Source organism: Nostocoides vanveenii, assembly GCF_039531165.1.
Lineage (GTDB): Bacteria > Actinomycetota > Actinomycetes > Actinomycetales > Dermatophilaceae > Nostocoides_A > Nostocoides_A vanveenii.
In genome coordinates this window covers 1-14391 of sequence record NZ_BAAAPN010000095.1, presented here as the reverse complement: position 1 = coordinate 14391, position 14391 = coordinate 1, and the positions used below count along the sequence as shown (strand labels likewise).

General features: G+C 62.5%; 6 protein-coding genes. 5 read left to right on the top strand and 1 reads right to left on the bottom strand.

Annotated elements, in window-relative coordinates; translation table 11 throughout:
* The 5 genes from ABD209_RS16245 to ABD209_RS16220 all read left to right on the top strand — a co-directional run.
* Window positions 1–904 (top strand): ISL3 family transposase (locus ABD209_RS16245; RefSeq protein ID WP_344068110.1); only part of this gene is annotated, 904 nt, incomplete at its 5' end.
* Window positions 905–1582: 678 nt separating this feature from the next.
* On the top strand, window positions 1583–4651 hold the full coding sequence (locus ABD209_RS16235; protein WP_344068108.1) for a BPTD_3080 family restriction endonuclease: 3069 nt from the start codon (window positions 1583–1585) through the stop codon (window positions 4649–4651).
* A complete protein-coding gene (locus ABD209_RS16230; protein ID WP_344068105.1) occupies window positions 4641–7337 on the top strand; it encodes a site-specific DNA-methyltransferase in 2697 nt (898 codons plus the stop codon). The genes ABD209_RS16235 and ABD209_RS16230 overlap by 11 nt, the downstream gene beginning before the upstream one ends.
* On the top strand, window positions 7334–9112 hold the full coding sequence (locus ABD209_RS16225) for an ATP-dependent nuclease (RefSeq protein ID WP_344068101.1): 1779 nt from the start codon (window positions 7334–7336) through the stop codon (window positions 9110–9112). The genes ABD209_RS16230 and ABD209_RS16225 overlap by 4 nt, the downstream gene beginning before the upstream one ends.
* Window positions 9109–11913, top strand: a complete 2805-nt coding sequence (locus ABD209_RS16220) for an ATP-dependent helicase (protein WP_344068098.1) — start codon at window positions 9109–9111, stop codon at window positions 11911–11913. The genes ABD209_RS16225 and ABD209_RS16220 overlap by 4 nt, the downstream gene beginning before the upstream one ends.
* A 1019-nt stretch (window positions 11914–12932) precedes the next feature.
* Here ABD209_RS16220 and ABD209_RS16215 read toward each other — a convergent pair.
* On the bottom strand, window positions 12933–13961 hold the full coding sequence (locus ABD209_RS16215; RefSeq protein ID WP_344068095.1) for a hypothetical protein: 1029 nt from the start codon (window positions 13959–13961) through the stop codon (window positions 12933–12935).
* Between the last annotated feature and the right edge of the window lie 430 nt (window positions 13962–14391).

Here is a 14391-nt window from a genome sequence, read left to right as displayed (position 1 = left end):
GGAGAGCCCGGTGCGGCGAGAGTCGCACGCCGGGTTCGGCGGGCGGCCCGGGGAAACGGAGCGGCAGCAATGCCGCCACCGCGCCTCGGGCCGACCCAACTGGCACCATGTTTCGCCGGTCAAGCGGGGCCCGAAGGAGCTCACCGGGATGGTCGATCTGACCCGCCACCCCGACCGCGAGGGTCGGCTGCGGACCAGGGCACGGCTGCTGGACCTGGTCCCCGGACGCTCCGGGGCCGTCTACGGGGACTGGCTGTCGGCCCGCGGACCGGCGTTCTGCGCCCGGGTCGGCGTGGCCACCCTGGACGCCTTCGGCGGCTACAAGAACGCCATCGATGACCACCTCGCCGACGCCACCGCCGTGCTCGACGCGTTCCATGTGGTGAAGTTGGGCAGCGAAGCCGCCGACGAAGTCCGCCGCCGGGTCCAGCAGACCATCCACGGCCACCGCGGCCGCAAGAACGACCCGCTCTACGGCATCCGGACCATCCTGCGCTGCGCCGCAGAACGCCTGCCCGACAAGCAGACCCAGCGTCTGGCCACCGCGATCGCCGCCGACGAACGCCACGACGAGGTCCACATCGCCTGGCAGGCCGCCCAACAGTTGCGGTCGGTCTACCACCAGGACACCCCCATCGCTGGCCGGACGATCGCGGAGAAGATCATCGCGTCGTTCCCGTCCTGCCCGATCCCCGAGATCGCCCGCCTCGGCCGAACCCTACGACGGTGGAAGAACGCGTTCCTGGCCTACTTCACCACCGCCGGCGCCAACAACGGCGGCGCCGAAGCCATCAACGGACTGATCGAACTCCACCGCCGCATCGCCCGCGGCTTCCGCAACCGCGACAACTACCGCCTGCGCATGCTCCTGATCGGCGGCGGACTCAACCCCGAGAAACCATGATCACCACGATGCCCCCACCTCAAGTACGAAGAGCCCTCTGAGGTCATAGCCCCATCATCCCATCGTGTCTCACTGCAATGGAGATCGAGCTGATTCGACTCCTTGTATCAAGGCGCACCGATCTCTCCGGCCAATCAACGGATCGTGACCACGCGATCCGTTACGGTGACCGTGACGGTGGGGCGAAGACAACGGGGAGGGCTGCGTGCACGACGAGCTCATCGACGTGGTGCTAACCGGGCGACTGTGCTCGCCGCCTTGCCATCAACCATTGGATCGAAACTCAGACCGGCTGGTCGATCAAGAAGTGCGTCCGGACCGTCCGACGCTGCCGCACCATCGAGATCTAAGCCGGCGCCCACACCGTCGCACACCCGCTACCCAACGACCTCCACGATCTCATCACCAAGATCGAAATGACCGGGCAACGCCTATCTGGCCCAACTGGGCCCGGGCCAGCTCACGGACCGCGGCCCGCTCCGCCGCCCAGCCCTGGCCGCCGTCGTCTTTGCAGGCTTGTCCGATGGGCCCGCGCCCGGCAGAGTCCTGTTCAACTCGGTCACAACGACCCAACTTTCCCACTGGCCCAGCCGACGTGTCGGGCCAGAAACTCCGGTCAAAGCCACAGCCCCGACCCGGACTAGGCTTGCCAACGTGGGAGCAAGAGACGGTGCACGCATGACGGGGACGATCGACAACCCCATCCTCAACTCGCCCTACGAGCCGCCAGATCGGCACTACGTGATCAGTCCGCAAGGGCCGACCGGCGAGGTGAAGGATGGCCGCCGGCCGAGCGAGTCTCTCATCCCGATCGCGGTTAGCAAGAAGGGGAAGAAGGGGGGCGACGGATCCGAGCAGGAGGCCTTCGACTTCGACGCCACGCATGAACGCCGCGAGAAGAACAGCTTGATCAATGACATTCGTCGCGACGTCGAGCGGTGGCGGCGCGACGGGCAGTACCTTGGCGTCACCCCCATCTCGCGAAAGCTCCTCCAACACTGGGCGGACCCGACACGAGAGAACCGCGTCATCTTCGCGCAGCGAGAAGCAGCTGAGTCGGCCATCTTCCTCACCGAGGTCGCCGGGCGGCATGCGCCTTACGCCGACTGGCGCAAACGGTTTGAGCCGGAGAACGCGGCGCACAACGGCGGCCTCCCGAGGGCTGCTCTCAAGATGGCGACCGGCTCCGGAAAGACCGTCGTTATGGCGATGCTGATCGCCTGGCAGACACTCAACAAGCAGTACGCCTCACGCGACGCGCGGTTCACCAACAGATTTCTTATCGTGGCGCCGGGCATCACCATTCGCGACCGACTCCGGGTCCTCTTTCCTGAAGACGTCGAGAACTACTACGAAATGCGGGACCTGGTGCCGGCCGACCTTAAGGGGGGCCTCGTCAGCGCACGGATCGTGATCACGAACTACCACTCCTTCCTACTCAAGGACGCCAAGGAGATCAAGGGCGTCGCCAAGAACACACGACTGCTGCTCAGGGGAGATCACCAGGGCGACCCGTTCAAGGAGACGCCGCAGGCGATGGCTAGTCGGGTCCTGCGTGACTTGGGGGCAGACAGGCAGCAGATCATGGTCCTCAACGACGAGGCACACCACTGCTATTTAGCTCGGCCCATCCAGACCGGGGAGAAGCGAGACAAGGAGCAGGAACAGGAGAACGAGCAAGCGGGAGTCTGGTTCTCCGGTCTCCAGGCCGTGGCAAAGCACACCGGGATCAAGCAGATCTGGGACCTTTCTGCGACCCCATTCTACCTCTCGGGCAGCGGCTACAACGAGGGATACATCTTCCCGTGGACCGTCAGCGATTTCTCGCTGATGGACGCGATCGAGTCCGGCATCGTCAAGGTCCCGAGGACCCCCGTCGACGACAACGCGGATGCGGACCTCGTCACCTACCTACGGCTCTGGGACTATGTCGGCCAGCTGCTGCCCAAGCGTGCAGCGAAGGCCACGGTCAAGGACTGGCTCCCACCCAAGGAGCTTGAGGGCGCCTTGCGCAGTCTCTACCGCAGCTATGAGAAGGCGTACGACCATTGGGAGAAGGTCCTCAAGCCACACGGCGAGACGCCGCCCGTGTTCATTGTTGTCTGTCCGAACACCGTCGTCAGCAAGCTCGTCTACGACTGGATCGGGGGTGAAGCGATCATAGAGGACGGCCAGGTGATTGCTCATAGGCCCGGCAATCTCACACTGTTCAATAATGTCGTCGACGGTCAGCCTCTCGCTCGGCCATACAGCATCCTGGTCGACTCGGCCCAGCTCGAGTCTGGTGAGGCGCTACAGGATGACTTCAAGAAGGCAGCGGGGCTGGAGATTGCCAAGTTCAAGGACGAGTACCGCCGTAGGAACCCTGGTGCTGACACGGAGAAACTCACCGACCAGGACCTGCTGCGTGAGGTCATGAACACGGTCGGAAAGCGAGGGAAGCTCGGCGCCGACGTCCGCTGCGTCGTGAGCGTCTCTATGCTCACCGAGGGGTGGGACGCCAACACGGTCACCCACGTCCTTGGTGTTCGTGCCTTCGGTAGCCAGTTGCTCTGCGAGCAGGTTGTTGGCCGCGGCCTGCGGCGCAGGAACTACGCGACGAACGAGGACGGGCTCTTCGAGCCGGAGTACGCGAACGTGTACGGCATCCCATTCCAATTCATCTCCAGCGACAAGCCCATCGTCGACCCGGCGCCGCCGAAGCCATCGATCGAGGTTCGAGCGCTCGAAGACCGAGAGCACCTACGCATCACATTCCCGAAGCTCGACGGCTACCGCGTGGAGCTTCCCGACGAGGACATCTGGCTCGATCTGGACGACGCGCCTGCCTTCGAGATCGGTCCGAACACTGTTCCGACCTGGGTCGAGATGGGAGGGGTAGTCGGCAGGCGCGAGCTTGAGGAGGGGGACCCCACTGCGTACCGCCCGCAACAGGTGGCGTTCGCCCTGGCCAAGCGAATTCTCGACGAGCAGTTCACGGCGGCCGGCGACAGGCGTCCCTGGCTCTTCCCGGAGCTCGTGAGGATCTGCAAGGACTGGATCGAGCAAAAGGTCGTGCTCAAGGGGGACTACAGCCTGGGATACCTGATGACCATCACGGAGGCGCGTGTCCTCGCGGCTGAACAGGTCTGGAATGCCATCTCCAGGCATGTGGGCAACCGACGAGAGCGACTTCGCCCGATGATCAATCGGTTCGATCCAGCAGGCTCGACAGGCGACGTCGACTTTGTGACGCGTAAGCGCGTCGTCACTGCCGAGAAGTCCGAGGTCTCGCACGTCACGCTGGACGGCAAGGACGGCAACACCTGGGAGCAGCTCCTGGCCAGCGAGCTTGAGCTCAACAGGGATGTCCATGCCTACGTCAAGAACGACCACTTGGGCTTCACCATCCCGTACGTGCACAAGGGGCGCAGCCATTCATACATCCCCGACTTCCTCGTGCGCTTGATCAAGCGCGACGAATCCGACGTCGAACGGACGCTAATCATCGAGGTCTCCGGAAGCCAGAAGAGCCCAGGGCCGACCCAGCAGAAGGCGACAACGGCCCGCGACTCGTGGTGCGTCGCGGTCAACAACCACGGTGGCTTCGGGCGCTGGGGCTATATCGAGATGACTGACCCCAGTAGCTTCAAGGTCCGGATCGCCGAAGCGATCCAGGCCCTTTATGGTGACGACCCGATCATCGGCGACCCGGACCTTCTCGACTTCAACGACACTGGCAGCGATAGGAGCGCTCGTGGCGCGTAGTACCTCCAAGGGCCCCACCCCCGTCAGCTCGATCACCCACGACGAGAAGCGGGTCAACAACCCGACAGCAGAGATTGCGGAGCAATTCGGCGGCGCGAGCCTTGAGGAGATCCGTCAGATCCGCTATGCCCGGGACGAGTCGCTCGACCCGCAGCTGGTGTGGCGCGGCAAGTACCCGGCGGCGGAAGAGGTCGACGGATACGACAATGACCTGGTCACCGACGCTCCGCCGATCTACATCCAGGAGAAGATCGATCCTCGTGTGCTGATCGAGAACCTCCGTCGCACAGCTGAACGTCCCGAAGACGAGCCTGAGCTCACTCTCTTCGAATCGTTCGACGGCCTCGATGATCTCCAGCAGATCGAGTACTACAAGCACGACGCCAACTGGTCGAACCGGATGATCCTTGGCGACAGCCTCCAGGTGCTGGCTTCACTTGCTGAGCGGGAGAAACTCCGCGGCAAGGTGCAGATGGTCTACGTTGACCCGCCGTACGGCATCAAGTTCGGGTCCAACTGGCAGGTTTCGGCACGGAATCGTGACGTCAAAGACGGCAAGATGGACGACGCTGTCCGCGAAGCCGAGCAGATCAAGGCGTTTCGCGACACTTGGGAGCTCGGGATCAGTTCCTATCTCTCGTACTTACGTGATCGGCTGACGGCTGCTCGCGAGCTGCTGACCGAGTCCGGATCCTGCTTCGTCCAAATCGGCGACGACAACGTGCACCTCGTGCGCGCCGTCATGGACGAAGTGTTTGGTGCGGCGAACTTCGCCTCGCAGATCAGTTTTGTGACCACCAGTGGCTTCACCCAGGCGCTGTCCCTGGGGCGCAATGGCGACTACCTGCTTTGGTACGCCAAGGAGCTGGCCTCACTGAAGTCGCGTCCTCTCTGGCAGAACGCCGACGAGCGCAAGACCTATCGCTGGGTGGAGCTGCCAAATGGTAGCTCCAGAGGTCTACGGAGCGGCGAAGCAGTCGAAGACCTCCCTGAGGGGGCGCGCGTCTACTCGCCGGGGGACCTTCAGTCTCAAGGTGCGTCGGATCAGGATCAGGCCTTCGAGCACGAGGGAAAGGTTTACAGGCCCGGTAAGACCTCACACTGGAAGGCGAACTATCCCGACGGGATGAATCGCTTGGCATGGTCGCGGCGGATCCACGTTGCAAGCAACAGCATCCGCTATCGCCGATACGCAGAAGACTTTCCGTTTCAGGCGCGAACGAATTTCTGGACCGACACGGGCACTGGAAACTTCACCGACGACAAGTTCTACGTCGTGCAAACGAACAGCAAGGTCGTTGAGCGGTGCATCCTGCTATCCACGGACCCGGGTGACCTTGTGGTCGACCCGACTTGCGGCAGTGGGACAACCGCGTACGTCGCCGAGCAATGGGGACGGCGGTGGATCACGGTTGACACGTCCCGTGTGGCGCTCGCCCTAGCTCGTCAACGTGTTATGGGCGCTCGCTACCCCTGGTATCTGCTAGCGGACTCCGCCGAGGGATACATGAAGGAGCAGTCGTTAACGGCCCTCACGCATCACAGTCGCAGCTTCACGGGCGACATCAGAGCTGGGTTCATCTACGAACGAGCATTGCACATTACGCTCAAGTCGATCGCCAATAATCCCGACATCAAGGAAGCGATGTCTCGAGAGCAGATCGACGCGGCAATCAAGCGACACTCTGACTTCGAGCTGCTGTACGACCGACCCTTTGCGGACCCGAAAAAGGTCCGAGTCGCCGGGCCATTCACCGTCGAGTCTCTCAGTCCCCACCGCGCACTGTCATTCAAGGACTGGGAGGAGCCCATGTCAGAGACAGAGGCCGCAAAGGACGCCGATTCACCCAACTTCGAGCAGTCAATCCTGGACAACCTCTCGAAGGCCGGAATCCAGAACGGCACTAAGGCAGAGCGAATCAAGTTCGCCGCGTTCGAGACGTACGCGGGCTCGTACGTTCAGGCCGTCGGCGAGCAGATTCCGGCGGGCGACCACACCAAGCCATCGCGGGTCGGCATTGCTGTGGGCCCGCAGTACGGAACAGTGAGTGCGTCGTACGTCAAGAACGCAGCCAAGGAGGCCATCCAGGCCGACAACGTCGACTTGCTGTGCATCCTCGGTTTCGCCTTCGACCCCAACGTCACCAACGTTACGGAGACCGACGGCGTGACCGTCGAGGCGACCGACGAGGGCTTCGCCCACGTCGAAGGCGCGCGCTTACTAGGCAAGCTTCCGGTGCTCATGGTCCGAATGAACGCCGACCTACTGATGGGGGAAGAGCTCAAGAAGACCGGGGCCGGCAACTTGTTCACCGTGTTCGGCGAGCCTGACATCGAGATCTCGAAGACGGGCGATGGGTACGTGGTCGACCTTAAGGGCGTCGACATTTACGACCCGACGACTGGCGAGGTCCGCAGCAACGACACCAGCCAGATCGCGTTGTGGATGATTGACACGGACTACAACGGGGAGTCCTTCTTCGTACGCCACTGCTACTTCACCGGCGGTAACGACCCTTACAAGCGGCTGAAGACCGCGTTGAAGGCTGACGTCGACCCGGGCGCCTGGGAGTCGACGTACCAGACCGTCTCACGACCTTTCGCGGCTCCGTCTGAAGGGAACAAGATCGCGGTCAAGGTTATCAACGATTACGGCGACGAGGTAATGAAGGTCTTCGAGGTATGAAACTCACTCACATCCGGGTCAAGGACTTTCGCAGCTTCTCCGGTGAGCACGAGTTCGAGGTGTCGTCGGGCGTTAACTACTTCGTCGGACCGAACAACTGCGGGAAGTCCAATCTCGTCCGCGCACTCGAGTTGGCGCTGGACTCCGACGCCAGCTATGTGCCGGAGCGGGACCGTCCGGCACGAACCGGGGCGATGGGCGCGCCGCCGACTAGCCGGATCACCTTGACCTTCGACGTCGGGAAGACGGGCCCAGAGGTCACGCTGTTGCGGCGTGCCGATGAGTACGAGCGCGCCGTTCGCAAGGCACGGAAGGGCGCGACGACAGGGAAGATCCAGACGTATGCAGCGGATCGCGAGGTCCGCATGGTCACGTCGTTTACTGGTCAGGGTGGCCGCCAGACGACGTTCCAAGCGAAGGGCTACGGTGCCGCGTCCCTGCCCGCCGACAGTCCGAAGCATGTGAAACTCGAGGCGCAGTTCCGCTCGGTGGTTCGTTCAGCCGTCGTGCACAGTGGAGAGGATCTTGAGTCGCTATTGCAGGGAAAGTTCCGGCAGATCCTGCAACTCGTTATCGCCGACCATCTCGGGGAGGAGCTCGGCAACGCTGAGCAGGCTCGCTCGCAGTATCTGGCGGCGCTGCAGGCCGAGCTGCTGGAACCGCTCCGCGCTCAGATTGAAGCTCGGGTCGGCGCCATGTTCCCAGAGATCGCAGCCGCCACGCTGGTGCCGGAGTTGCCCTCGGTCGCGGAGACTCTCTCCTCGGTTGACGTTCAGCTGGGCGACCTCGTGACGACGCGGCTCATCGATAAAGGCACCGGAGTGCGTGGGGCCGTCCTCGTCTCCATGCTCCAGTACCTGGCTGAGCAAAGCAGACGCTCGTTGGTGCTGGCGGTCGAAGAGCCGGAGGCGTTCCTTCATCCTGCCGCACAGGAGGTGATCATGGAACAGTTGGAGGAACTGGCTACGCGACCTGACGTCTCCCTGTTGGTAACCACCCACTCGCCGTACGTGTTGTCCAGGCGCGCCGACGCGTCGATCACCGAGCTTCGTAAGCGATCTGATGGCGCAACTAGTAGGGCTGCATGCTGTGCGGGAGATGAGAGTCGCGCGGAGTTGATCGGATCGCTCTATCGTGACGCCGGCATGGCCGGGGTGCTCGAGCGCGCGCTATCGATACCGGCCGGCACGCGAGCAGTTGTGATCACCGAGGGATACACCGATGGCGAGTTTCTCCGCATCGCGTGTCAAGCGGCTGGGTGCGCCGAATTGCTGGACGGCATCCACATCATTAGCGCCAACGGGGCCAAGAAGGTCGTCTTTCAGGCAATTCTTGCGCGCTCTGCAACGGACAAACCTGTGGTCGCGATCCTCGACCATGACGACCAAGGCCGAGCGGCCATCTCGAAGCTCGAAGACTTCGGATGGGCGAAGAACAAGGATCTCGTTTCCCTGGCCTCTTGGCCGGACAAGTGCCCGAAGGGACATGACGCTGAGATCGAAGACCTTGTCCCGTCGCTACTTTGGGAAGACGTCATCGAGAGCGTCGGCGAGCTATTGGTGATCGACTCGAAGCAGAAGTGCGACGGCAAGTGGCACTTCCAGCTCAGCTCCACGGGCAAGCTTGAGGCACTGGGCATCCTGCCAGGTGTGCTGAAGGCCGAACATGCAAAACCTCTCGTCTGGCTCGCCGAGGAGATCAACGCTCGAGTCGCGAAGATCGAGAAGTCCTCAGCGGCAGCCAAGGCGCATGCCAAGACCTCAGGGACGTCATGACTGCTTATACCGGGGCGCAGACAGCAGCCATCGCCTGCCTAGACGAACCGCTCCAGATCATTGCGTGCGCAGGATCCGGCAAGACCCAAGTGATCTCGCAACGCGTCGCCGAGATCCTCAAGCAGGCGGGCACCGAGCCGCGCCACGTCATTGCGTTCACCTTCACTGAGAAGGCCGCGGCAGAGCTCAAGGAGCGCATCCATACCGTCCTTGAGGCCGAGAGCGTCAGCACCCAGGGAATCGCGGAAATGTACGTTGGCACCATGCACGGATACGCGCTGGATATGGTCCAGCGTCTCGTGCCGGAGACTTTCAAGTTCTCGGTGTTGACGGACATAACGACGCGCCTGTTCATAGATAGGAACAGCAGGAAGTCGGGGCTGACGGAGTGTCCGACGCTCTCCCCCGGCACCCCTCGCTTGCGGCGCTTCATTCACTCGAAGCTCTACATGCAAGCCGCGAGCGTCCTTCGCGAGGACACCATTGACGAGGAACAGGTACCGGACGGCGTGCTCAAGTCCCATTGGGACTACATGAAATTGCTCTACGGCAACGCATACTTCGACTTTACAGAGATGATCAACCTCGCAGTCCAACTCCTCGAGCGGGATCCAAACGAGGACTCTCAGGCTGGCCTCGTACAGCGCCATATCCGAGACGAGATTCGCTACGTCGTCGTGGATGAGTACCAGGATGTCAACCCACTGCAGGAACGACTGATTCGCGGCTTGGTGCAGTTTGGCGCCAATCTCTGCGTCGTCGGAGATGACGACCAGACGATCTACCAATGGCGGGGCAGCGAGGTCAGTAACATCCTGACCTTTGAGGATCGCTACTCCGGCGTCCGACAAGTCACGCTCGACGACAACTTCCGCTCGAGCGAAGGCGTAGTGGAAGTTGGCAGGTCGGTCGCGGAGCTCATCCCTGCCGGCGCGAGGCTCTCCAAGGCGATGGTTGCTTCAGGGCCTCAGAAGTTCGATCGCGGTGACCTGCTTGCCCTCGATTTCGCTGATCCAGATGGGGAGGCATCGTGGATCTGCGACCGTCTCCAGGCTATGCGTGGGATTGCGTTCGCCGATGGGTCAAGCAAGGACCGACGCGGTCTGTCGTGGTCGGACTGCGCGGTGCTCTTCCGCTCTGTTGCTGGTGACGCCGGACCCTTGGTCGACGAGATGCGTCGTCGGGCCATTCCGTTCGTGATCAAGGGCCTCAACCGGTTGTTCGACAGTCCCGAGATCCAGGCCGTCGTTGGAGTCTTTCGCTACATCGTGGGAGAGGTTGACGCAGTGGCGTTGCGCACACTCTTCGAAGACGCCTTGCTTTTGCCAGCCGGCGGAAACTGGGCGACCGCGATGCGGGTGTTGGACGAGGGTCGAGACTTCGATCGCGGCGAGAGGTGGGGCGTCTACAACATCCAGCGCCTGTACCTCGAGTTCCTCGAGGCACTAACGCTCCGCGAGGACACTGTGCCTGGTGATCCTGCGCGGGCTGAGCTGGTCTTCTATCAACTCGGCAAATTCAGTCAAGCGATCTCGGACTTTGAAGCGATCTACTTCAACACCGATCCGGCACAGAAATACCGGTCGTTCGCCGACTGGCTTGCGCACCAGGCCCCGGACTACTATGCCGACGCGGATGCAGACGTCGGCTACGCCGCGCCCGATGCGGTCGTCATCTCGACGGTCCACCAAGCTAAGGGCATGCAGTGGCCGGCCGTGTTCCTCCCCTGCCTCCGCAACAACCGCTTCCCCGCGAAGCGGCAGGGTGGCCTTGGCCTCTTCCACGTCATTCCTGAGACCGCGGTTTCGAGTCCCGACCGCTACCGAGGAACCGTCGAGGATGAGACCCGCCTCTTCTACGTCGCAGTGACACGCGCACAAAAGTTCCTGTTCCTGTCTTACTCGCCAGTGCCGGGCAATCGGCTTTACGGCAGGCGGTCGCAGTTCTTCGATCACTGTGCGCGGCAGGCTTGGTTCCTCACACGTGACCCGGATGCTCCGGCGGCCACGCTCGAGCCGCATCCCAAGCAGGAGCTGCCTAACGTCACCCTTTCCTTCTCCGAACTGAAGTACTTGTTTGAATGCCCGTATCAGTTCAAGCTGCGCTTCCTCTACGGCTTCAACCCGCCGCTTCACGAGGCGCTGGGCTACGGTAAGGGGCTCCACGACGCGTTGGCTGAGGCGCACAAGCGTGCCCTCGAAGGGGACATCCTCGGGGCCAGCGCGGCCGAAGATCTCGTCGATCGACACCTCCACGCTCCGTATGCTTACCCGGCGCTGAAGACGACGTTGCGTACCGCTGCCATCAAGTCAGTGGAGCGCTACCTGACGGAGCACGCCGCTGATCTCGAGCGAACGGTCCACAGCGAGAAGCAGATCCAGGTTCACGTCGCCCCAGGGATCACGGTCGACGGGCGCATCGACCTCGTCCGACGTCTCGACAGTGACGAGGTGGCGATTGTCGACTTCAAGTCCACGGCACGAGCCCAGGATGAGGACGTTACGCGCGACCAGCTCCATGTCTACGCGGTCGGATACCAAGAGCTCACCGGCGAGCGGGCTGATCTCATCGAGGTTCTCAACCTCGACGAACAAGGCAAGACCGTCCGCGAGCTTGTTGAGGACCCGCTACTCCTGGCCGTCCGTGGTCGGATCAAGGCGGCTGGCGAGGCGCTTCGCGACAACGATCTCCCTCGTCTCCCGGTTTGGGAGGAGAAGTGCTCGAACTGCGACCTCGCGGAGCTCTGCCGGGACGTACCGGCGGAGGACCGACGCACGCGGAGAGCAGCCTCTGGCCGATAATGCCTAGAAGGGCATAATTCGGACGCAAGCCGTAGCTGAGTTTCCCCGTGGATTCCCCGCGGACAGCCACAAAGTACGAGAGACGGTCGCCGACGGCTGGACACCACACGGATCCAGAAGTTGCGGTCCGCGCCACCACAATCGGGGCCTGAGCTGCAGGTACCCGGTGATATCGCAGGTGAGCGGAGGGCGAGGGATTCGAACCCCCGGGGCAGGATTGGGTACCGCCCAACGGTTTTCAAGCATGCCCGCGAACCAGGGCCTGACCTGCGGTGATCCCGGGCTCGTGGTTCCCGTCCCCGCGGATTCCCCACGGCCGGTCGGGGATGGTCGGCGCCGACCAGTGCTGGCTGGACACGGATACGGTTGCAAAGCAGAGGGTTTGGTTCCGCACTAGCCGAGGTTCACGAACCGCCTGCGGCCTCTAGCGCATTGCAATACAGTCGCATAGGCACTTAGCCAGCGCGAGCATTGGAGCACCTGTGGCACTTGTCAGATGTCGGGAGTGCGGCAACGAGGTCTCGGACGCGGCCGTCACCTGCCCAAGATGCGGTGTAGATGGTCCAGCCGGAAGCGGTCGGCTTCGGATCACTCGTCAAAAGCAGCTGATGGGATCCATTCTTCCGGTCTCAGTTGTGATTGATGGAACAACCCGCGGAAGGCTCTCACCGGGGAAGGAGATAACGTTGGAGTTGCCTCCCGGGCCGCATGATCTGATCTTCTCCTACTCTAAAGGAGATGCCTCTGGCCGGGTCAATATCAAATCCGGACGAACAGCCTCTTGCGACATCTCGGTATCAAAGTGGGACGTCTCATTGAAAGTTCAGATTGACGAAGGCTAGAGAATCTATCCACGCCATTGCTTGCGTCGAACGTTTACAAACTCGCCTCTGCTGCCAGGCCTCGCGGGACGCTTTCCTAGAGCATCTAGGGGCCGCGGCCCCGGCAGGGCGTTGATCGACCCAACGGTCGTCCTCGCGAAGGGACGCGCTAACCGCCCGCGCCACGCATAGCGTTAATCATGGCGACGTTGCGCGGGACGAACCCCGAGGGCACGCGACAGGTCGTTCACCGCAATTGCGGGCGAGCCACCAGAGCAGCAGAGGGACGATCAGGTAGCCAGCCCTACTAGCGGGAGCCAATAGGTAGATGCCGACGAGTGCCACCGCTCCCGCCTGCAGGATCCCCCGCGCCGAGGGGTCTACCCTCCGAAAGCCGAAGACGAGGCACGCAGCCACGTATGCCGCAGTCACCCCGATGGCGATGGTGTGCCCGTGCGGCAGGTGCGCTGCAATCAGTACGCCCGGGAACGGGCTCTTGGCCGGCGTTGGGACGGTTGCCAGATCCGCGGGGAACAAGATGGCGTTCACAAGAAAGCGATCAAGTCCGGACAACATGACGAGCGCGATTCCGCTTGCCCCCATCGCGAGCATCGCGAGTCCAATCCGTCGGCCAACCCGTCGTCCGCCTACGCGCAGCGAGACCAGGGAGATCAGGAGTACAACCACGATCGCGGTCGGCTTGATCAGAGTGGACACACAGGCCAACGCCACGGCCGCGGATGGATGTCCACGACCGTAGGCGTAAGCAGCAAGGGCGATTAGTCCGATCGTGGGCACATCGATAGAACTGACGCTGAGTTCGAGCGCGACTAGCGGGCAACTGAGCAACAACCAAGTCGAGCGAAGAGTGGCCGCCTTGACGCGTCCATCGCTTCCCGCGCCTCTATAAAGCGGCCACAGCCAGCCTACCAAAGTGAGGTCGAGCCAGATGCGTGGGTCACCTACGCCCCCTAATCCGAAGACGCTCGATGGCATCCCGAAGAGAAAAGTGAGGGGGAAATATGGTCTGAACTGACTGAGATCCTGCGGATCCTCTAGATAGGGAGTCCGCGCCGTGAGCCAGTCCCGCGCGCCGTCTGCGACGGCAGCGACTTCCGGTTGAGACTCCTGAGTAAGGATCAACCATGTCAGCGGAATCAGGACCGAACCGACGGCCGCGACCAGAGGCGCGAACCTCCGTGACCCAGCCGGAACGGAAAGGATCACTCCAACAGCGTAGGCGGGAAGCGCAAGCGTCGCCCATGCGCGATGCGGGCCCAGAGACGTCACCCCGACGAACCACAGCGTGCCGAGCAGGTACAGCGTGAGGAGGATCCTGTCGTTGCTAGCCCAAGAAGACGGCGATTTGACTCTCCACCTGCAGATCTCCAACCCATGCCATGGCAAGGTGCGCCTCATCATCATGCCCTTGGCCCTGCCGCAGCCCAGCGCGGGCGCGGTGGAACGGCATCCAACATCGTCACGTTCTCATGGAAGATACACGACCGACCTCACTCAGACTGCGTCGTCCCTGGCGTGTGCGCCTTCGGTCTGTGTCGACGGACACGAGAAACTGCCCGGAGACGGCCATGAAGCTGCCCGCCGGCGGTCATGAGTTCTGCCCGCTGACGGTCATGGGATCTGCCCGACACGACGT